The organism is Mesorhizobium sp. WSM4808 (assembly GCF_055811675.1).
Map to the genome: position 1 here is coordinate 445,511 of NZ_JBVVQX010000001.1, position 19,605 is coordinate 465,115.

Sequence of the window (19,605 nt, forward strand, 5' to 3'; positions counted from 1 at the left end):
TATGTCAAGTCTGAGCTGCCAGGATAAATCGAATGACCTGTAATGTCGATTTCTTCGGACCGACTGAAAATTCACACCTGTGCTAGCTTGCGCCATTCGGTCCGGTGACCGCCGCCGGCCCGATCCCCTTTGCTCGATCCACGGGACCGCCATGCCAGCGCTTGATGCCATCCGCCAGCAGATCCGCGCCAACTACCTGCCCGACGAAGACGAGGCCGTGAAGCGACTGGCCGAGACGACGGGCCTTTCAGTGAAAGACCGCAAGGCGATCTCGGCACGGGCCGCCGATCTGGTGCGGGCGGTGCGCGGTTCGTCGGATCCTCGGCTGATGGAAGTCTTCCTCTCTGCCTATGGTCTCTCCACCAAGGAAGGCGTGGCGCTGATGTGCCTGGCCGAGGCACTGTTGCGCGTGCCCGACACCGAAACGATGGACGACCTCATCGCCGACAAGATCGCGCCGCACGACTGGTCGGCGCATTCGGGCGGTTCAAGCTCCATCTTCGTCAATGCCTCGACCTGGGCGCTGATGCTGACCGGCCGCGTCCTCGATGAGGGCGAGGGCGGCATCGAGGGCACGCTGCGTTCTATGGTGCGGCGGCTGGGCGAGCCGGTCATCCGCAAGGCGGTGGCCGCCGCCATGCGTGAAATGGGCGAGCAGTTCGTGCTCGGCCGCACCATCACGGAAGCCGTCAAGCGCGGCCGGCCGATGACGCAGAAGGGCTACCTCTACTCCTTCGACATGCTGGGCGAGGCAGCCCGCACCGAGGCCGACGCCTTGCGCTATCACAAGGCCTATGCCGACGCGATTTCGTCGCTCGATTCCGGCTCCAACGGTCCTGACATCAGGCAGAACCACGGCATCTCGGTCAAGCTTTCGGCGCTGCATCCGCGCTACGAGGTGGCGCAGAAGGACGAGATGCTGCCTGTCATGGCAGACCGGCTCTTGTCGCTGGCGCTGGCCGCGCGCCATTCGCGCATGGGCCTCAACATCGATGCCGAGGAGGCCGACCGCCTCGATCTGTCGCTCGACGTCATCGAGCGGGTGCTGGCCGAGCCGGAGCTCGCCGGTTGGAACGGCTTTGGCGTGGTGGTGCAAGCGTATGGGCCACGCGCGGCCTTCGCCATCGATTGGCTCTATGCGCTGGCCAGGAAATACGACCGCAACATCATGGTGCGGCTGGTCAAGGGTGCCTATTGGGACACCGAGATCAAGCGCGCGCAGACGCTCGGACTGTCAGGCTATCCCGTCTTCACCCGCAAGACCAACACCGACGTTTCCTACATGGCTTGCGCGAAAAAGCTGCTATCGATGACCGACCGCATCTATCCGCAATTCGCCACCCACAATGCCCACACCGTCGCCGCCATCTTGGCGATGGCGGACAATCGCGATTCCTTCGAGTTCCAGCGCCTGCACGGCATGGGCGAGGCGCTGCACGAGACGGTGCGCCGGTCCGAAGGCACGCGCTGCCGCATCTATGCACCGGTCGGTGCGCATTCCGATCTGCTGGCCTATCTGGTCCGCCGGTTGCTGGAGAACGGCGCCAACTCCTCCTTCGTACACCAACTGACCGACGAGGACGTCGAGCCGGAGGACATTGCGCGCGATCCGCTCGAAACGGTCGAGAGCCAGGGTCCGGCCGCCAATCCGGCGATAGCCCGGCCTTCCCAGATCTTTGGAGCCGGGCGTCGCAATTCGAAAGGATTCGACATCGCCGACACGGTGACGCTGGCGGCGATCGACAAGGCCAGGGCGGCCTTCGCCGGGCCGGATCGCTGGCATGCCAAGCCGATCACCCGTGCCGCCGGCTACGGCAAGCTGCGTCCGATCGTCAACCCGGCAAAGCCTTCCGAAGTGGTCGGCACGGTCAGCGAAGCCGCCGCAAAGCAAGTCGCGACCGCCGTGCGCTTTGCGGTGGAAGCGCAGCCGGCCTGGGCAAAACGTCCCGTTGCCGAGCGCGCTGCCATCCTCAATCGTGCCGCCGATCTCTATGAGGCGAATGCGGTCGAGTTCTTTGCACTCGCCACCCGCGAGGCCGGCAAATCGCTGGCCGACGGCGTCGCCGAAGTGCGCGAGGCCGTCGACTTCCTGCGCTACTACGCCACCGAGGCGGCCAATGCGGAGGCGGGCACGCAAGCGCGCGGCGCCATCGTCTGCATTTCACCGTGGAATTTTCCGCTCGCCATCTTCACCGGCCAGATCGCGGCCGCGCTCGTCACCGGCAATTCGGCCATCGCCAAGCCGGCCGAGCAGACGCCGCTGATCGCCTTCCGCGCCGTCGAATTGCTGCGCGAGGCCGGCGTGCCGGAAGATGTCATCCAGCTCCTGCCCGGCGACGGCCCGTCGGTCGGCGGGCCGCTTACATCGGATCCGCGCATCGCCGGCGTTTGCTTCACCGGCTCGACCGAGGTTGCCAAGCTGATCGAGAAGCAGCTGGCCGAGACGGCCGAGCCCGACGCCATGCTGATCGCCGAGACCGGCGGCCTTAACGCGATGATCGTCGATTCCACCGCGCTGCCCGAACAGGCGGTGCGCGATATCCTGGCCTCGGCCTTCCAGAGTGCCGGCCAGCGCTGCTCGGCGCTGCGCGTGCTCTACGTGCAGAAGGACGTCGAGAAGAAGATGCTGGAGATGCTGAAGGGCGCCATGGAGGCGCTCAATGTCGGCGATCCCTGGCGGATTTCGACCGATGTCGGCCCGGTCATCGACGACGAGGCACAGAGCTCGATCCGCGAGTACTGCACGAAGATGGGCCTGCAGGGCCGGCTGATCGCCAAGCTCGAAGCGCCGAAGGAAGGTCGCTTCGTCGCGCCCCACGTCTTCCGCGTCAAGGGTATCGAGGATATGGAGCGCGAGGTGTTCGGGCCGGTGCTGCATGTCGCCAGTTTCGACGCCGACGAGATCGACGCGGTCATCGCCGCCATCAACCGCAAGGGCTACGGCCTGACCTTCGGGCTGCACACCCGGATCGAGGGCCGCGTCCAGCATTTCGTCGACGGCATCCATGCCGGCAACATCTATGTCAACCGCAACCAGATCGGCGCCGTCGTCGGTTCGCAGCCGTTTGGCGGCGAGGGGCTTTCAGGCACCGGCCCGAAGGCCGGCGGCCCGCACTATCTCCGCCGCTTCCGCAAGGGGCTGGAGGCTGGTACCGATTTGCAGGATGGCCATAAGGTGACGGCGACCGAACTTGCCGACAATCTGCCCGATCCCACACTTGGCGGCTGGTCGACCCGTCCGGACCGGATCGCCATTCTGAGGAAGCATCTGCGCGGCAAGGGTGCTGCGGCCATAGGTGCGGCCGCCGGCATCGATTTCGGCCAGATCGACCTGCCCGGGCCGACCGGCGAGGCCAACACGCTCTCGCTGTCGCCACGCGGACGGGTGCTGTGCCTCGGTCCTGACGGCGATACGCTGCTGGCGCAGACGATCCAGGCGCTCGCCGCCGGCAATGCCGTGCTGGCCGTTGCGCCAGGTGCACCGGCAGCCCTTTCTGCGTTGACCGGCAAGGGCCTGCCGCTGGCCGCCATCGACGGCCGGCCGGATCCGGTCGAGGCGCGCGCGCTACGCGTCGACGTCGTCGCTTTTTCAGGCACGTCCGAGGCCGCGCGCATCGTGCGCAAGGTCATCGCCGACCGCTCCGGCCCGATCGTGCCGCTGGTCACGGAGGTGCTCAACCCGGCGGCTTATGCGCATGAACGGGCGGTCTGCGTCGACACCACCGCCGCGGGCGGCAATGCGAGCTTGCTGGCCGGGGCCTGACCCCCGGTCAACTTTTGTTTTTATGCATGTCGTTGTCCCAAAAATCGGGACCACTTTTGGCCGACATGCATTACGCGCCTTCGACGACCGAAAAACCCTCGAACTGGGGGTGGCCGAGATAGTGGACCTTTGGCGTGCCGACATTCCTGTGGGCGGCGCGGAAATTCTCGGACTTGGTCCAGGCGATAAAATCGTCGTGGCTGGCCCACACCGTGTGCGACGCGAAAAGCGTGTAGCCTTCGGTCTCGTTGACCGGGCCACGCAGCAGATGGAATTCCCTAAACCCCTTCATCTCAGCAAGGCTGGAATCGCGGTTCTTCCAGACGGCTTCGAAGTCGTTCTCCGAGCCGGTCTGCACCTTGAAGCGGTTCATTGCGATGTACATTGCGGTTCCTTTCGTGCGGATGTTGATGATTGGCGGCTGCAGCGTTTGTTCTGCGCACATTCAAAATGGGCCGATTTCGGTCTCGAACTCCAAATTTGCGCTTGCTGCCTGTGGTGGAATCGGAGGGAAGGGGGGCTGCCTTGCGGACAATGCCAAGCGCTGCCTGATCGAAAGCCGCCGATCCTGAGGTTTCCAGAATGCGCAACTCGTTTATGTTGCCCTTCTTGCCTATGACGAATGTGACAACCGCATTGTTGCGTGCCGCCAGCTGTAGGGAAGGCGGGAGGGTGCGATTGACGCTGCCGAGCTTTCTAAAAACATCGCCGCGGTAGTTGTCTTCCGCGGCCGTGCCTGCCTCCTTTTGCCTTTTGCCCTTGCTGGCTGCTTGCGCCGACCGGTCCTCGCCATCCGCCGCGCCGCGCTTCTCATCCGCCGTCTTTGAAGGGACAGCTGCCGGAGTTGGCCTGGCTCTAGGGATCGGAGGCCGCTCCGGAACGGCGACAGGCGCTTCCGTGCTCTCGGCCTGAACGGTTGGCTCCGCTGGTGTTTCGGCCTTCCTATCCACGGTCTGATCATCGGAGCGCGGGGCGCCGGCCACCAATTGTCGGCGTCAGCGTCTGCTGTTTGACAGCTTCCGGCAAAGGCTTGAGCGGCTTTGCTGCGTCCTTCACGGGTTGCGAAGGCTCCGTTGGCGGCGACGGCTTGGGCGGCGTTGCCGGCTGTGGTTTGGCCGGTTGCGGGCTGGGCACCAGTGCAACGTTTATTGCCGCCGGGTCCTTGTCCAGCGCGCTGCCGGCCACGTTGCTGCCCGACTGTTCACTACCTTCCGGCTGCTCGGCGTCCTGGAAACTGGAAATCCCCGTAGGGGAGATCAGAAAGGCCGCCGCCACCGCGACATGGAGCAGGCAGGAGACGACGATCGCCGCCGTCCATTTGCGGCTCCAGGCCGATGGCCGCGGCAGCGCGAGCGGCTCGGTTGGCTCTATGGTCAGCTCGGCGCCGGCCTCGGGGAGGGGATTGATGTCCTGCATGTCTCGCCGCGAGACCTGCAGCGACAAGAGCAGAGTTGTCAAATCAAGATCGTTCGCCGGCAGTCTGCTATCGCCGGCCAGAGGCTGCACTACGGTGTTTCGCGGCAATGCATGATGCAGCCCCACCTCAGACTCCGAAAGCGATCCCGGTCTTGGTGTCCGTCTTCAGCTTTCGCATGCAGGCGTTCGGTTCGACGCCGGTACCGGTGCATTCGGTCGCGCTGTTGATCAGCACGCGGCTGACTTTCGAGCACTCGGTGCCGGCCAGATCGAAACGCGTCACCTTGGTCTTGCCTGCCGGCAATTCCTTGAAGTCGAGCACGGTCAGCCGGTCGACGACGCCGGCCTCGTTGAACAGGGCGATCTCGAACGCCGCCTTGGACAGGTCGGCGCCGAGATTGTTGTTGACCACGAACGTCAGGCGGCAACCCTTGTCGGAAGGTTGCGCACCGTTGAGTTCAAGGGTCAGCGCAGGGACCGGCGCGGACTCTTGTGCCCACGCCGGAACCATCGCAAGCGACATCGCCAGCATCGAGGTCAGCAGACGAAGGGATGTCATCAAGCTCGTCATGGTCATCAGCCTCCAAATCGCATCGTCGCCGCCAGCTTCAGGGTGACGCCCGGCTCGTAGGCCGCGAAAACCGGCTGCGGCGGCTGGCCGGCCGTGGTCAGGTTGAGCGGGTTGGCGTATTTTACATCGAACAGATTGTCGGCGCGGAAATCAATCTTCAAATTGTCCGTCGCCTGGTAGCTGGCGAAAGCATTGACCAGCGTGTAGTCCTCGGCGATCGGATTGCCCTTGGGCTTGCCATTGTATTGCACTTCGCCGCCCACGGTCAGCTTGTCCTCGAGGAAGCGCAAGCCGAGCTGCGCGGTGACCTGGGATGAGGGGATGGTCAGCAGGTCGGCCCGAACGTCCTTGTAGGAAATGGTATGACCATTGGTGATTGAGGCCGAGAGCCCGGCATAGCCCCATCCGGCATCATAGACGCCCTCAAGTTCGAAGCCGTCGATCTTGGCCTTGGCAAAATTCTGGTACTGGAAGCATATCGGGATACCGGGTCCGCTCGGGCAGCCGGCTGTCGGGTCAAACCGCGACAGGGTAACGCCATCGATGTAGTCTTCGACATCGTTGTTGAAATAGGCTGCCTTGATGCGCAGCGCATCGCCGACTTCGAGGATGTCATCCTGCTTGTAGTTGACGCCGAATTCGACGGTCTTTCCGGTTTCCGGCCGCAGATTGGGATTGGGCAGGAACGGGAAGGTGACACCTGCCGGATGGCGACCGCTGATCAGTGTTTCCGACAGGGAGGGTGACCGGTATCCTTCCGCATAGGTGCCGTAGAATTGCAGGCCGGCAAGGCTGGCGCTGTCAAAAGGCGAGACGCCGACGGTGATGCGTGGCGACAACCGGTCCCCCGACGTTTCGTGTGTGTCATCCTTGAGGCTGTAATTGTCGTAACGCAGCCCGGCGATGACTTCGAGCCACTCCCAGGTGAGCTTGTCCTGGACATAGGCGCCGGAGACGTTCCGCTTGCCGGAAGGCGTATAGAAGCTGTCGCCACCGGCCGTGCCGCCGGTCTCGACTTTATCGCCGGCCCAGTCGCCGCCATAGGTCAGTTCGTGCGCGATTCCCGCAGTCTCGAATCTGGACGTGTTCCAAATGTCGATGCTGGTCGTGCCGATGTCGAATGTCGATGTCGAGCCAGCCGGCAAAACAACTGGAAGGCCGGTGCTCGGGTCAAACCGGTTGAGAGGCACGAGGCTGGTCAGATCGAGATTGGTCTTGTTGTAGGAGGTGTTGATATGGAGATCGAGCCAGCTCTTGTCCTCATCCGTAATGTTGTAGCGGGCGGTGAAGGTGTTCGACTTCAGGTCGACGTCATTGACCGGCACGCCGCCGCTGATCTCGTTCCAGCCGTCGCTTGAGCCGACCCAGCCGAGCTTCAGCTCACTGTTGTCGGTCGGCCGGATGGTTGTCTTGAGCAGGCCGCTAAGCACATCGAAGCCGGTGCCCTTGACGGTGTCGCCACCGCCATCCTTGTAGTCGTCATAGTTGCGGTAGACGATGTTGCCGAGCACATCCCAGTTCTCGTTGAGGCGGTAGGCACCGGATGCGCTTGTTGTCCAGCCCTTGCCGTTGCTCTCATAGCGTCCCGTGACGGAGCCGGCCCATGTTTCTTCCGGCTTAAGGAAATCCCCGGCGTCCTTGGTGTCGAAGAAGACGACGCCGCCGATGGCGCCTGAGCCATAGGTGTTGGCGACAGGACCACGGATAACATCCACGGATTTGACGAGTTCGGGGTCGATGTAGAAGGTCGACTGCGTGCCGTGGTCGGAACGCTGGAAGTTCTGACGGGCGCCGTCGACGATGACCGCGACGCGACCAAAATCCTGCAAGCCTCGGATGTTGATACTGGTGCTGACGCGTCTGGCGTCGGCCTGCGCCGCGACGCCGGGCACGCCAAGCAGCATCTCATTCGGCGTCGTCGCCATGCGGCGGTCGAGCTGTTCCTGGCCGACATGGCTGGTCGATGCCAGCGATTCGATCGCCGTCTCGCCGGTGCGGCTGATGACGAGGATCTTGTCGAGCAGCGTTGCTCCCGCTGGTGCGGCGTTTTCTTCTTCAGCCTTCTTCGTTTGCTCTGTCGGCTGCGCCGCTTGCTGGGCGTTAGCCAATTGCGCCGACAAGGCGATAGCCGCCACGCTTGCCAACAATGCCGCCGCGCCGTTCGCCGCCGACCGGCCACGCCATTCCCAAGTCACCAACCCCATGCCCCAACTCCAAAGTCCAGGTTTCATGCTGGCTGGCCCGGGGCTGGCTGGCATTTTTGATCGTCTCCGGCGTCTTAAATGTTGACTCATTTAATCCGGTATTGCACTGACTAGTAAACATGACTATTCAAGTCAAGAAATGAATCGGATTACGCAACGCCTAGCCAGACGCCCGGCACAGGAAAGGGATCGACAGAGATGAACACCCACAATCCCAACGATTTTCGCTATCGCGTCCGCCGTTCCGACGATGCCTCGGCCCCCACCCGTTTCGACCGGGTTCCGCTGGCGGTGCGAACCCTGTCCAGCAACACCCTGTTCCAGGGCGAGCACGAGATCGGCATTGAGCATCACGGTGCGCTCTACCGGCTGAAGATCACCCGTCAGGGCAAGCTCATCCTCAACAAGTAGGGCTAGAGCGGTTCACCGTTTCACGGAAACGCCGAACCGCTCTAGCTCTTTGTTTTAACGCAATTCCGGACGGAAAACCGTTTCACACTTTTCCCGGAATTGCTCTAGGCAGCAGGGACGAAACATGGATCAGCGCGTAAAACCCGCCCCGCATGAAATCCGGCGGGCACGGACAGACAATCCGAAGACGCGCGAGCGTGATCTGGCTGCCCAGCTCGGCATTTCGGAAGCCGAACTGGTCGCCGCGCATTGCGGCGACGGCGTCGTGCGCATCGAGCCGCGCGTCAACGATCTTCTGACCGGCCTCGAGGCCGTCGGCGAGGTCATGGCGCTGACCCGCAATGAGAGCGCGGTGCACGAAAAGATCGGCGTCTATGACAAGGTCGTCACCGGCAACCACAATGCCATGGTGCTTGGCGAAAACATCGACCTGCGCATCTTCCCGAAGGTCTGGGCACACGGCTTTGCCGTCGAGAAGCGAGACGGCGACGAAATCCGCCGCAGCCTGCAGTTTTTCGATGCGGCGGGCGAGGCCGTGCACAAGGTGCATTTGCGTCCGGCCTCCAGCCTCTATGCCTATCAGAAGCTGGTTGCCGCGCTCGAATCGTCCAATCAGGAGCCGACCGTCGACATTTCGGGACCACTCCCCGATGACGAGAGCCATGGCGACGAAGCGGCCGCCAATCTCGACGATCTGCGCGACCGCTGGAGCCGGCTGACCGATGTGCACCAGTTCTTCGGCATGCTGAAGACGCTGAAGCTCAGCCGCCGGCAGGCGGTGCGCCTGGTCGGGCAAGACTATGCCTGGCAGCTCGACAATGATGCCGTCCGTGCCATGTTTCATCACGCTGCGGAGGGCGAGATGCCGATCATGTGCTTTGTGGGAAACCGCGGCTGCATCCAGATCCATTCCGGTCCGATCAAGTCGATCAAGCCGATGGGGCCATGGATCAACGTGCTGGACGAAACCTTCCACCTGCATTTGCGGACCGACCACATCCAGGAGGTCTGGGCGGTGCGCAAGCCGACCAAGGACGGTCATGTCACCTCGCTTGAGGTCTATGATTCCGACGGCAAGATGTTCATCCAGTTCTTCGGCAAGCGTCATGAAGGCGAAAGCGAGCGGGACGACTGGCGCTTCCTGGCGGAAAACCTGCCGCGCATCCCAAGCGCGACCGCAGCCTGAGGAAAATGCGATGCGTTTTTTCCCAAGATTGTCGACCGTGCGCGGATCTATTTTCCGGCCGGTGATCGGTATCTCCATGGCTGTTATCGCACTGCAATCCGCCAGCGCCATGGAAGGCACGGCCGTGTTTGCCGATCCTTCGAAAATCGTGGCCGTTGGCGGCTCGATCACCGAGATCGTCTATGCGCTCGGCGAGGAAAAGCATCTGGTGGCTCGCGATTCCACCAGCCGGTACCCAAAGGCGGCGCTTGAGCTGCCCGATGTCGGCTATATGCGTGCGCTGTCACCGGAAGGCGTGCTCTCGGTCAACCCGACCGGCATCCTGGCGTTGCATGGCAGCGGTCCCAAGGAAGCCGTCGACGTCTTGAAGAAGACGAGCGTGCCGTTCATCGAAGTGCCCGAGCACTATAGCCACGAAGGCATCCTCGAAAAGGTCCGTATCGTCGGCAAGGCGCTCGGCGTCGACGCCAAGGCCGAGGTGCTCGCCGGGGAGCTCGATGCCAAGCTCACGGCAGCCGAGAAGCCGACGACGTCGATCAAGGAACGCAAGCGCATCCTGTTCGTGCTGTCGATACAGGGCGGCAAGATCCTGGCGGCCGGCAGCGAGACCGCGGCCGACGGTATGGTCAAGCTGGCTGGCGGCGTCAACGCGGTCGAGGGCTTTTCCGGCTACAAGCAAATGTCCGACGAGGCGATCATAACCGCCAGACCGGACGTGATCCTGATGATGAGCAATGCCGGGCCTCCGGTCTCGGACGACGAACTGTTCGGCAATCCGTCGATCGCCTCGACGCCGGCCGGAAAGGCGCGCAAGCTGATCCGCATCGACGGTGCCTATCTGCTCGGCTTCGGGCCACGCACGGCCGATGCCATCCACGACCTCGCTGTCTCGCTTTATGGCGGGCAGGTCACGGACTGAACGGGCGGATCATGGTCGATCAATCGATCGCCGGCCCGGTGATGGCAAGCGTATCCGAAGGCGACAGGTCGGGCCGCGCCCGCATCGTCATCCTTCTGCTGTGCCTGGGGTTGGCGGCTGCCGTTTTTCTGTCGCTGACATCGGGGGCTTCGGACGCTTCGGCCGTCAACGTCATCGGGGGCTGGCTGTTCGGCACAGTGCCTGATGACGCCGCGGTGAGCGCCCGCGACAGCCTGATCGTCTATGACATCCGCCTGCCGCGCATCATCCTCGGCATGCTGGTCGGCGCGGCGCTCGCGGTCTCCGGCGCGGTCATGCAGGGACTGTTCCGCAATCCGCTGGCCGACCCCGGCCTGATCGGCGTCTCGGCCGGCTCCAGCCTCGGCGCGGTTGCCGTCATCGTGCTCGGCGCCACGATGTTGGCTCCGGTGACCGCCTTGCTTGGCACGCTTGCACTGCCGCTGGCGGCCTTCTGTGGTGGGCTCGCCACCACGCTGGTGCTTTACCAGGTCGCGACGCGGCGGGGGCAAACCTCGGTTGCCACAATGCTGCTTGCCGGCATCGCGCTGGCGGCGCTCGCCATGGCGCTGACCGGCATCCTCATCTTCATGGCCGACGATCGCCAGTTGCGCGACCTGACCTTCTGGCAACTCGGATCGCTCGGCGGCGCGACTTGGGCGAAGATCGCGTCGGTAGGGCCGATCATCGTGCTGGCGCTGGCGGCGATGCCGTTCCTGGCACGCGGCCTCAACGCGCTGGCGCTTGGCGAGGCGACCGCCGGTCATCTCGGCATTCCGGTGCAGCGGCTGAAATACACGGCCATCGTCGGCGTCTCTGCCGCGGTCGGCGCATCCGTCGCCGTCAGCGGCGGCATCGGCTTCGTCGGCATCGTGGTACCGCATCTGCTGCGCCTGCTGATTGGTCCGGACAATCGCTATCTGCTGCCGGCGTCGGCGCTGCTCGGTGCCTCGCTGCTGCTTCTGGCCGACGCGGTCGCACGCACCCTCGTTGCGCCGGCCGAACTGCCGATAGGCATCGTCACCGCGATAGCGGGCGCGCCGTTTTTCCTTTGGATCCTGCTGCGCAAGCGCGGCGTGGTTGATTTGTGAGGCTTGATGATCGAGGCCAAGGATGTTTCGGTTGATATCGCCGGCAAGCCTATCGTCAGCGGTATCGATTTCCACGCGCGGCCCGGCGAGATCGCCGCCATCGTCGGCCCCAATGGTTCGGGCAAGACGACCTTCCTCAAAGCGCTTTCCGGCGAACTCGCCTACACCGGGCGCGTTGCCCTCAACGGCCGAGATCTCTCGACGATGAAGCCGGTCGAGGTGGCCGTCCATCGTGCGGTACTGCCGCAGGCGACGACGCTGTCGTTCCCGTTCACCGTGCGGGAAGTGGTCAAGCTCGGCCTTGTCGGCGGCCGCTCAGGCGTCTTGCCGGGCGAGGATGCGCGGCTGCCGGAACGGGCGCTGGCGCGTGTCGATCTCGACGGCTTTGCCGGCCGTTTCTACCAGGAGCTTTCGGGCGGCGAGCAACAGCGCGTTCAGCTCGCACGCGTGCTGAGCCAGGTCTGGGCACCGGTGCTCGACGGCAAGCCGCGCTTTCTGTTCCTCGATGAGCCGGTTTCCAGCCTCGACATCAAGCACCAGCTGATCATCATGAACATTGCCCGCGACTTCGCCAGAAGGGGCGGCGGCGTGGTCGCCATCCTGCACGACCTCAATCTGACGGCCATGTATGCCGACCGGATCTTCGTCATGCATCGCGGCAGGCTAGCCGCCACCGGGTCGCCGCGGGATGTGCTGAGCGATGACCTGATCGAAAAAGTGTTCGACTGCCGGCTCAGGGTCGGCGTGCTGCCGGCCGGCAATATGCCGTTCGTGCTGCCTCAGTCAGCGGCCTGATTGCAGATCTAGCCCGCGCCCCTGCTGGGTCAGGCAGCTGGTGCGCGGCGCTCCAGCATGTCGATTCCGAGCAGGTTGCGCACATTTGGACGTGCCGCCACGAGGTCGGCGATCGTATAGCGCTCCAGCACGGCGAAGAACGCGTTCAGCGCCTCGCGCAGCGCCGAGTTCAGCGCGCAGCTATCGACGAGCGGGCATTCGGCGGCATCGTTCTCGAAGCATTCGGCCATAGCGAAGCTCTCTTCTGTCACGCGCACGACATCGAACAGGCTGATGGCTTCGGCCGCCCGGCCAAGCTTGACGCCGCCATTCCTACCGCGCACGGTCTGGACGAGGCCGTGCTCGACCAGGGGCTGCAGGATCTTGAACAGGAAAAGCTCCGACACCGAATAGGCGGCCGCGATCTCGGGGATGCGGCTCAATCGGTCATCATTGGCCGCGCAATACATCAAGATGCGCATGGCATAGTTGGTCTGGCGCGTAAGCCGCATTTTGTCCTCACAAGGCACTGGTGCGGTACGACCACGCCAGATCTGGAAATTTTGCTGATATGGCTTTGACCCGAATTTCCGGATTCGCCACATTGGCTCGGGCGGAATATGGCCTATACCTTGGAATAATTCCAGACTAGCTTCGTGCGATAGATGAATTTTCTCCTCAACTTTGTGTGCGCGGCCGGGGAAAGTTCCGGACGAAACCCGCTGTCGCGGGTATTTCGGCCATCGGAACACTAAATAGGCTGAGATCGACGAGGAGCGGCTCACCCATGTCACAATCGGCTTCGCCCCTGGCGCCGGTCCGTTTCGATGCCGAGGCGGATGCCAAGCTTTCCGCGTTGCGGCGGACAAAATTCCTTGCGGCGGCCGCACTGGCGCTTTGCGTGCTGGTGTTTGCGCTCGCCAAATCCTTCGAGCGCACCTATCCATGGCTCGGCTTCGTCGCCGCCTTTGCCGAGGCCGCGACCATCGGCGGTCTGGCCGACTGGTACGCGGTGGTGGCGCTGTTCAGGCGGCCGCTGGGGCTGCCGATCCCGCACACGGCCATCATCCCGGAGAACCAGAACCGCATCGCCGACAATCTCGGTCGCTTCATCGAGGTCAACTTCCTGGCGCCTGAACCGGTGCGCGAAAAGCTCGCCGAGGTGGATTTCTCGGCACTCGTCGCCGACTGGCTGGCCGATACGGAGCGCGCCGCCGGCCTGTCGCGCTTCGTCGTGCGGCTGGTGCCGCAGACGCTGGCCGCTGTCGAGCAATCCGGCCTGCGCGGCTTCGTCACCAGCCGCATGCTCGAACAGATCGAAAAGGTGCCGCTGGCGCCGCTGGCCGCCGAGCTGTTGTCAGCGCTTACCGACGACCGCCGCCACCAGAAACTGTTCGACGAGTTCACCAAGGTGATCGGCAGGTTCCTCAATGACGAACAGGCGCTGGCGACGATGCGCGAAAAGATCCGCGAGGAACTGCCGTCGCTGTTCAACCTGTTCCGCGCCGACGCCTATCTCCTGAAGAAGATCGTCGCCTCGGCCGGCTCGCTTCTCGACGAGGTGAGGGCCGATCCCGACCACCCGATGCGCGCCGAATTCGACCGCTTCGCCCAAGGCTTCGTCGAGAAGCTGAGAACATCGAAGCAATACGCCAAACGGGCCGAGAAGCTGAAGCGCGACTTCCTGGCCCGGCCGGAGGTCAAGGGGTTGGCCGGCGAGATGTGGGCAAGCCTCAGCCAGTTCATCGAGCAGGACGCCAAGGCGCCGAATTCGGTTGTCCGCGCGCATCTTGCCAACATGTTCGTCGAGGTCGGTCGCCATCTTGCCGGGGATGCGCAGATCCGGGCCGACATGAACCAAGGGTTCGTGGTGGCTCTGGCGTCGTTCGTGGAGAGCCAGAAGGCCGGCGTGTCGACATTCATCGCCGACCAGGTCAAGCGCTGGGATCTTGCGCAGCTGACGCGGCTGATCGAGATGAACATCGGTCGGGACCTGCAGTATATCCGCTTCAACGGCATGATCATCGGCGGGCTCGCCGGTGTCGTGCTCTATGTGGCCGAGCGGCTGTTCCTCGTGAATTGATGCGCGACCAGACTGGCGCTCACTCCTCCGTGTCCGCATGCGAGTGCTATTCTCCCGCCGAGGGTGCCCGCATCATGCGGCAAAGGGGAGCAAACGAGCATGGCGAAACAACCGGAATCCGATTCCTTCATGGACATGTTCGGCAGGTTCGGCCGCGACCTGAAGGTGCCCAATGTCGATGTCGAGGCGATCCTCGCCCATCACCGCAAGAACCTCGAAGCGCTAGAGAAATCGACACGAGCCAGTGCCGCCGGCGCGACCTCGCTGTTGTCCAGGCAGCGCGAGATGCTGGAGGACACGCTGCGCGAGGTCACGGACATGGCGCAAAGCTACAGGGCGCCGGGCAATCCGCAGGAACTGATGACCAAACAGACGGAGTTTGCCAGAAAGTCTTTCGAAGTCGCATTGAAGAATGCGGGCGAAGTGGCTGAACTGGTCAAGAAATCCGGCGCCGAATCGGTCGACATCCTGCGCACGCGCATCAAGGAGGCGATGGAGGAAATCCGCGCCGGCTACGAGAAGAAGTAGCGGAAATGGCCGAGGCTGGCTCGTTGCTGCCAGCGGCCCCTGAAGCCTGGAAATCCCGATTTAGCCTGCGACTGCGCTCGCGGCGTGGCACGATTGCGGCCGAAACCGGCGGAACGGATTCGCGCCGAGCGAATTGACAGAGGCCGTCAGTTCGTGGTCCGGAGGCTCTGGAAGCGATCGGGAAACCAGGAATGAACGAAATACGGCCTAAAGCGCCGCCGACCTACGAGCAGTTGAGGATGATGGCCGGGCAGGAGCTTGGCGTATCGGAGTGGACGACGGTCGACCAGAACCGCATCGACCAGTTCGCCGAATGCACCGGCGACCACCAATGGATCCATGTCGACCCTGAAAGGGCGCGGCGGCAAAGCCCGTTCCGCACGACGATTGCGCATGGCTATCTGACGCTGTCGATCATCGGCGCACTGGCGCTCGGCATGGGCATCGTGCCCGAGAACACCCAGGCTGCCTTCAATTATGGCTTCGACAAGGTGCGCTTCCTGGCGCCGGTCAAGGTCGGCGCGCGCATCAGGCTGCGCATCACGCTGCTGTCCATGGAGGACAGGGGGCCCGGCCAGTATCTCATGAAGGCAGCCAATACGGTCGAGATCGAAGGCGAGGAAAAGCCTGCCTTGACGGCTGAAACGCTGGTCATGCTCTATGAACGCCGCAAGCGGGCAGGCGCCTGAGCCTGTTTGGAAATTCTACTCTCTGAGCGGTATGGCGCGTCACGAACCCCTGGATTCCGTGCGGCCTGCGGCGCGGGCAGAGAGCAGCGCGAGGACCAGCGCGATCAGCGCCAGCACCGTCGCCGTCTGAAATGTGACCTGCATTCCCCGGGCGGCGGCCTCGGAACCCAAAAGACCAATGCCTTCGTGCCCCTTGGCCGATGCGACGGCGAATATGGCGCCCATCAACGATGCGCCGGTGATGAGGCCGAGATTGCGCGCAAGGTTGAGCAGGCCGGAGACGACGCCGCGCTGGCCGGCACTGATGCCGGCCATGACGGCTGCATTGTTGGATGTCTGGAACAGCGCGTAGCCGATGCAGGTGACGGTGATCGGAACGACATAGCCGGCAATGCCGAGCGTCACCATGGCGAGCGACAGCAGGAACGTGCCCGTGGCGAGGCTGAGCAGGCCGGCGACCATCATCCTGTGGGCGCCGAAATGATCGGTCAGGCGTCCGGCGACCAGCGCCGACAGGGCCGAGACAAGCGGGCCGGTCGACAGCACGAGGCCGACCATTGCGGCATCGAGCCCAAGTCCGCGTGACAGGTAGAATGGAGCCACCACGAGGGTCGCCATCATGACGGTGGCGACAACGAGGCTCATGGCGAGGCTGGCGCTCAGTTGGAAGTCGCGGAAGCTGGCAAGCTGGATCAAGGGGTTTTTCACACTCGCCTGCGCGGCGGCGAAAAGAAAAACACCGATGCCGGCAGCGACCAGCAGGCCGACGTTGAGCGGTCCGAAATTGCCTCTACCAAGCGTCATGGCCAGCGCATAGGCGGCCAATGTCAGGGCCAGCAGGGCAGTGCCCATGACATCGAACGTGCCTCGGTCGGCCTGCGCTGTCTTGCTGCGCGCCGGCAAGGCACGCCAGGCGAGAGCGAAGGTGAGCACACCCAGCGGGACATTGACGAGGAAGATCGCGCGCCAGCCAAAGCCGGCGATCAAAAGGCCGCCGAGCGAGGGGCCAAGTGTCGTACCGATCGCGGACATTGCGCCGAGCAGGCCCATGGCGCTGCCAATTCTGTCTTTGGTCACGGTTTCGGCGACAAAGGCCAGCGTCAGCGCCATCATCAGCGCCGCGCCAAGTCCCTGCACGGCGCGTGCGGCGATCAGCAGCCACAGCGTCGGCGCCAGGCCGCAGAGCACCGATGCCGATGTGAACAGCGCGATGCCGCCAAGCAGCAACGGCCGGCGTCCAAACATGTCGGCCAGCCGGCCGGCGCTGACGATCAGTGTGGTGATGGCGAGCAGATAGGCCAGAACAACCCATTGCACGGACTGGAACGTCGCGCCGAAATTCTGCATCAGCGACGGCAGCCCGACGCTGGCAATGCTGGTTCCCAGCGAGGATAGCAGCGTGGCGAGCGACAGGCTTGCCAACGCCCAGCCGGCGGATTGCATCTGTGGCGGTGCCGATGTCAGCCCGTCCCGATTTTGCTCAGCGATTGCCACGGCGATCTCCTTCCATCAGTCCCACAACCGGAACTGCTGGAGATCTAGTTCCGTGGCCAATGTGGCGGAAGGCGCAGCATTTGCATCTTATTCATGCGTTTGGCGCCATATCATGCCATGATCTGCCGATGACATCACCCGATCTCAACCTATTGTTCGCTCTCGACATCCTGCTGACCGAAGGCAGCGTGGCGCGTGCCGCCAGCCGCCTGCGCCTCAGCCCCTCGGCGATGAGCCGGACGCTGGCGCGGTTGCGCGAGGCTACGGGCGATCCGCTGCTGGTTCGCGCCGGTCGCGGCCTGGTGGCGACGCCGCGTGCGGAAGAACTGCGACAACAGGTGGGCCGTGTCGTCCAGGATGCGGAGGCGCTGCTGCGCCCTGCCACCTTGCTCGATCTCCCGAGCCTGGACGGGGTCTTCACGCTGCGCACCAATGAGAGCTTCGTCGAAGAATTCGCGCCGCGTCTCGTCGCCCGTATCCAGGCCGATGCGCCCGGCGTGCGGCTGCGCTTTGCGCCGAAGTCCGATAGAGACGTCATGTCGCTGCGCGACGCGGCGATCGACCTGGACATAGGCGTCGCTGGCGAGACCGGACCGGAGGTGCGCATCCAGGCATTGCTTCGCGACCGCTTCATCGGCGCCGTGCGAATGGGCCATCCGTTGAGCGAGGGCACGGTGACGCCAGAGCGCTATGCGGCAGGCCGGCACATCAGCGTTTCACGGCGTGGCCGCGAGAAAGGGCCGATCGACGAGGCCCTGAACCGGCTCGGGCTGCAGCGGACAGTCGTGTGCATGGTTTCCGGTTTCTCGGCAGCCCTTGCCATGGCGCGCACGTCCGACCTGATCGCAAGCGTTCCGGAGCGGCACACCGAGGGCGCACGCGCAGGCATGCACAGTTTTCCCCTGCCGGTTGCCACCGCGGAGGTCACCATCTCGATGCTGTGGCATCCGCGCCTCGATGCCGATCCGGCGCAACGCTGGTTGCGCGACCGCGTGCGGGAAGTCTGCGCGGCGTCTCGCTGACAACGATGAGAAGCCTGCGCCAACGGCCGAGGCTTCTCATCTGTCCCGTCTATTCGGTTTGGCGTTTCTGCAAATGCCTCAGTGCGCCTAGTGTGAGCGTCGCCATGACCGAACAGTAGCCCACCAGCGGCCACGCCGTGTCTCCATCAAGCAGGATGACGAACAGCGTGCCGAGGATGCCGACGACAAGGCTCTGGATGCAGAAGTAGAGCGCGACGGCGGTTCCCGCGACATCGCCGAACGCCTCGAGTGCACCGTTCGCGGTGACTGAGACAGTGAAGACGATACCCGCGGCAACGACCCACATCGGTAAGACGAATGTCGCGAAGGACGGCGCCGCGAACAGCTGCCCGGCCGCCAGCAGAGCCGCGCCGAGCAGCAACATCGCCATGCCTCTGATAGCACTGCCCGCAATGCCCCGACGTGCAATGAACTTTTTGGCGAAGCGGGTGGTCACGATCATCACCAGCGCCGCGGTGGCGAAGGCCAGGCTGAAACCGAGCTGTGAAAAGCCGGCGCGGTCCATGAGCACCCGCGGCGCCGTCGAAAAGAACACGAAGAAGGCGCCCATGGCGGCACTGAAGCCGAGCGTGTACGCCCAGAAGGCGAAGCTGGAGAGAATGGGACGAAACGCCATTCGCCTGTCGTTGCCATTGGTGGGCCGTGTTTCATGCCATCTCGGCCATGCGTTAAGGGTGGCGGCTATTCCCAGACCGCCGAGCGTCAGGAAGATCGCGCGCCAGCCAAGATTTTCGGCTATCAATGCACCGGCAATCGGCCCCAACGCCGGCACGAAGGCCAGCATCGAACTGAACAGGCCGTAGATGACGGCACTTTCAGGCCTCTGCGCATAGACGTCGCGAACCGTTGCAAATGTCGCAACGAGAACGGCGGATGCCCCGATGGCCTGCACGACCCGCAAGGCGACGAACACCATGGCCAGCGAGGTGCAGGCGAGCAGGACGGAAGCGCCTGCAAACAAAAGCGCGCCGCCGATCAGCACCGGACGCCTGCCGATCCTGTCGGAAATTGGGCCGAAGACGATTTGGCCGAGCCCAAGGCAGATCATGTAGAGGCTCAGTGTCAGCTGGATGACATCGGGCGATGTCTTGAGGATCTCCGGCATCGCCGGGACAATCGGGAGGTAGATGTCCATGGCCAGCGAGGCCAGGATGTCGAAGGGCGCCATCAGCACCATGGCTGCTGGCAGGGAAGTCCATGTCGGGTTTTTTGGACAAGGCATGATTGAACATCCGCTCAAATGGCTACATTTGGCGGCGATCTGCCGTTCTCACTGAAGATGGGAAATGACGGGCCGCCGCAACAACGAAGTGCTATTGCGGCCTACTTGTCTGCTGACTTGCTGGTTCCCATAGTCGCTATCCCGGATCGCGCGGATATTCTCTCGACGCGCAGATCCGTCCCTTAGCAGCCGG

General features: G+C 63.6%; 18 protein-coding genes. 10 read left to right on the forward strand and 8 right to left on the reverse strand.

The window, feature by feature from the left end; all coding sequences use genetic code 11:
• The first annotated feature begins 151 nt into the window (after positions 1–151).
• Complete coding sequence (gene putA, locus AC0L2U_RS02105) at positions 152–3,763, forward strand: bifunctional proline dehydrogenase/L-glutamate gamma-semialdehyde dehydrogenase PutA (protein WP_473601337.1); 3,612 nt, start codon at positions 152–154, stop codon at positions 3,761–3,763.
• A gap of 70 nt (positions 3,764–3,833) precedes the next feature.
• On the opposite strand, the gene hmuQ is transcribed toward putA, so the two are convergent.
• The 5 genes from hmuQ to AC0L2U_RS02130 all read right to left on the reverse strand — a co-directional run bounded on the left by hmuQ (position 3,834) and on the right by AC0L2U_RS02130 (position 7,954).
• The gene (gene hmuQ / locus AC0L2U_RS02110; protein ID WP_292680182.1) at positions 3,834–4,148 is read right to left on the reverse strand and encodes a heme-degrading protein HmuQ; all 315 of its coding nucleotides are present in this window, start codon (positions 4,146–4,148) and stop codon (positions 3,834–3,836) included.
• Positions 4,057–4,746, reverse strand: coding sequence for an energy transducer TonB (locus AC0L2U_RS02115; RefSeq protein WP_363612794.1), 690 nt, complete (start codon positions 4,744–4,746; stop codon positions 4,057–4,059). Before AC0L2U_RS02115 ends, hmuQ begins: the two co-directional genes overlap by 92 nt.
• Positions 4,721–5,179: a hypothetical protein gene (locus AC0L2U_RS02120; protein ID WP_292680186.1), complete on the reverse strand. Its 459-nt coding sequence runs from the start codon at positions 5,177–5,179 to the stop codon at positions 4,721–4,723. The genes AC0L2U_RS02115 and AC0L2U_RS02120 overlap by 26 nt, the downstream gene beginning before the upstream one ends.
• Before the next feature lie 127 nt (positions 5,180–5,306).
• Complete coding sequence (locus AC0L2U_RS02125; RefSeq protein ID WP_023812248.1) at positions 5,307–5,750, reverse strand: hypothetical protein; 444 nt, start codon at positions 5,748–5,750, stop codon at positions 5,307–5,309.
• A 5-nt stretch (positions 5,751–5,755) separates the two neighbouring features.
• Positions 5,756–7,954, reverse strand: coding sequence for a TonB-dependent hemoglobin/transferrin/lactoferrin family receptor (locus tag AC0L2U_RS02130; protein ID WP_127396588.1), 2,199 nt, complete (start codon positions 7,952–7,954; stop codon positions 5,756–5,758).
• Between the two features lie 198 nt (positions 7,955–8,152).
• Between AC0L2U_RS02130 and hemP the strand changes: the two genes are divergently transcribed.
• The 5 genes from hemP (at position 8,153) to AC0L2U_RS02155 (ending at position 12,374) form a co-directional block, all read left to right on the forward strand.
• Complete coding sequence (gene hemP / locus AC0L2U_RS02135; RefSeq protein ID WP_127271521.1) at positions 8,153–8,365, forward strand: hemin uptake protein HemP; 213 nt, start codon at positions 8,153–8,155, stop codon at positions 8,363–8,365.
• Between the two features lie 124 nt (positions 8,366–8,489).
• The gene (locus AC0L2U_RS02140) at positions 8,490–9,551 is read left to right on the forward strand and encodes a hemin-degrading factor (protein ID WP_127396589.1); all 1,062 of its coding nucleotides are present in this window, start codon (positions 8,490–8,492) and stop codon (positions 9,549–9,551) included.
• Between the two features lie 10 nt (positions 9,552–9,561).
• Positions 9,562–10,470, forward strand: coding sequence for a heme/hemin ABC transporter substrate-binding protein (locus AC0L2U_RS02145; protein WP_127396590.1), 909 nt, complete (start codon positions 9,562–9,564; stop codon positions 10,468–10,470).
• A gap of 11 nt (positions 10,471–10,481) precedes the next feature.
• A complete protein-coding gene (locus AC0L2U_RS02150) occupies positions 10,482–11,579 on the forward strand; it encodes a FecCD family ABC transporter permease (RefSeq protein ID WP_473601338.1) in 1,098 nt (365 codons plus the stop codon).
• A gap of 6 nt (positions 11,580–11,585) precedes the next feature.
• Positions 11,586–12,374 (forward strand): heme ABC transporter ATP-binding protein, encoded by a 789-nt coding sequence (locus AC0L2U_RS02155; protein WP_127267527.1) that lies wholly within the window; start codon positions 11,586–11,588, stop codon positions 12,372–12,374.
• A gap of 29 nt (positions 12,375–12,403) precedes the next feature.
• Here AC0L2U_RS02155 and rirA read toward each other — a convergent pair whose 3' ends face one another.
• The gene (gene rirA / locus AC0L2U_RS02160) at positions 12,404–12,865 is read right to left on the reverse strand and encodes an iron-responsive transcriptional regulator RirA (protein WP_127267528.1); all 462 of its coding nucleotides are present in this window, start codon (positions 12,863–12,865) and stop codon (positions 12,404–12,406) included.
• A gap of 275 nt (positions 12,866–13,140) precedes the next feature.
• Between rirA and AC0L2U_RS02165 the strand changes: the two genes are divergently transcribed.
• The 3 genes from AC0L2U_RS02165 to AC0L2U_RS02175 all read left to right on the forward strand — a co-directional run bounded on the left by AC0L2U_RS02165 (position 13,141) and on the right by AC0L2U_RS02175 (position 15,653).
• Complete coding sequence (locus tag AC0L2U_RS02165) at positions 13,141–14,436, forward strand: DUF445 domain-containing protein (RefSeq protein ID WP_127272245.1); 1,296 nt, start codon at positions 13,141–13,143, stop codon at positions 14,434–14,436.
• A 99-nt stretch (positions 14,437–14,535) separates the two neighbouring features.
• The gene (locus AC0L2U_RS02170) at positions 14,536–14,964 is read left to right on the forward strand and encodes a phasin family protein (RefSeq protein WP_127810238.1); all 429 of its coding nucleotides are present in this window, start codon (positions 14,536–14,538) and stop codon (positions 14,962–14,964) included.
• A 191-nt stretch (positions 14,965–15,155) separates the two neighbouring features.
• Positions 15,156–15,653 (forward strand): MaoC family dehydratase, encoded by a 498-nt coding sequence (locus tag AC0L2U_RS02175; RefSeq protein ID WP_127267530.1) that lies wholly within the window; start codon positions 15,156–15,158, stop codon positions 15,651–15,653.
• 39 nt (positions 15,654–15,692) lie between these two features.
• On the opposite strand, the gene AC0L2U_RS02180 is transcribed toward AC0L2U_RS02175, so the two are convergent.
• Positions 15,693–17,147, reverse strand: a complete 1,455-nt coding sequence (locus tag AC0L2U_RS02180) for an MFS transporter (protein ID WP_473601339.1) — start codon at positions 17,145–17,147, stop codon at positions 15,693–15,695.
• Positions 17,148–17,275: 128 nt separating this feature from the next.
• On the opposite strand from AC0L2U_RS02180, the gene AC0L2U_RS02185 reads away from it, so the two are divergent.
• On the forward strand, positions 17,276–18,169 hold the full coding sequence (locus tag AC0L2U_RS02185; protein ID WP_127810240.1) for a LysR family transcriptional regulator: 894 nt from the start codon (positions 17,276–17,278) through the stop codon (positions 18,167–18,169).
• Between the two features lie 49 nt (positions 18,170–18,218).
• On the opposite strand, the gene cml is transcribed toward AC0L2U_RS02185, so the two are convergent.
• The gene (cml, locus tag AC0L2U_RS02190; protein WP_473601340.1) at positions 18,219–19,412 is read right to left on the reverse strand and encodes a CmlA/FloR family chloramphenicol efflux MFS transporter; all 1,194 of its coding nucleotides are present in this window, start codon (positions 19,410–19,412) and stop codon (positions 18,219–18,221) included.
• Between the last annotated feature and the right edge of the window lie 193 nt (positions 19,413–19,605).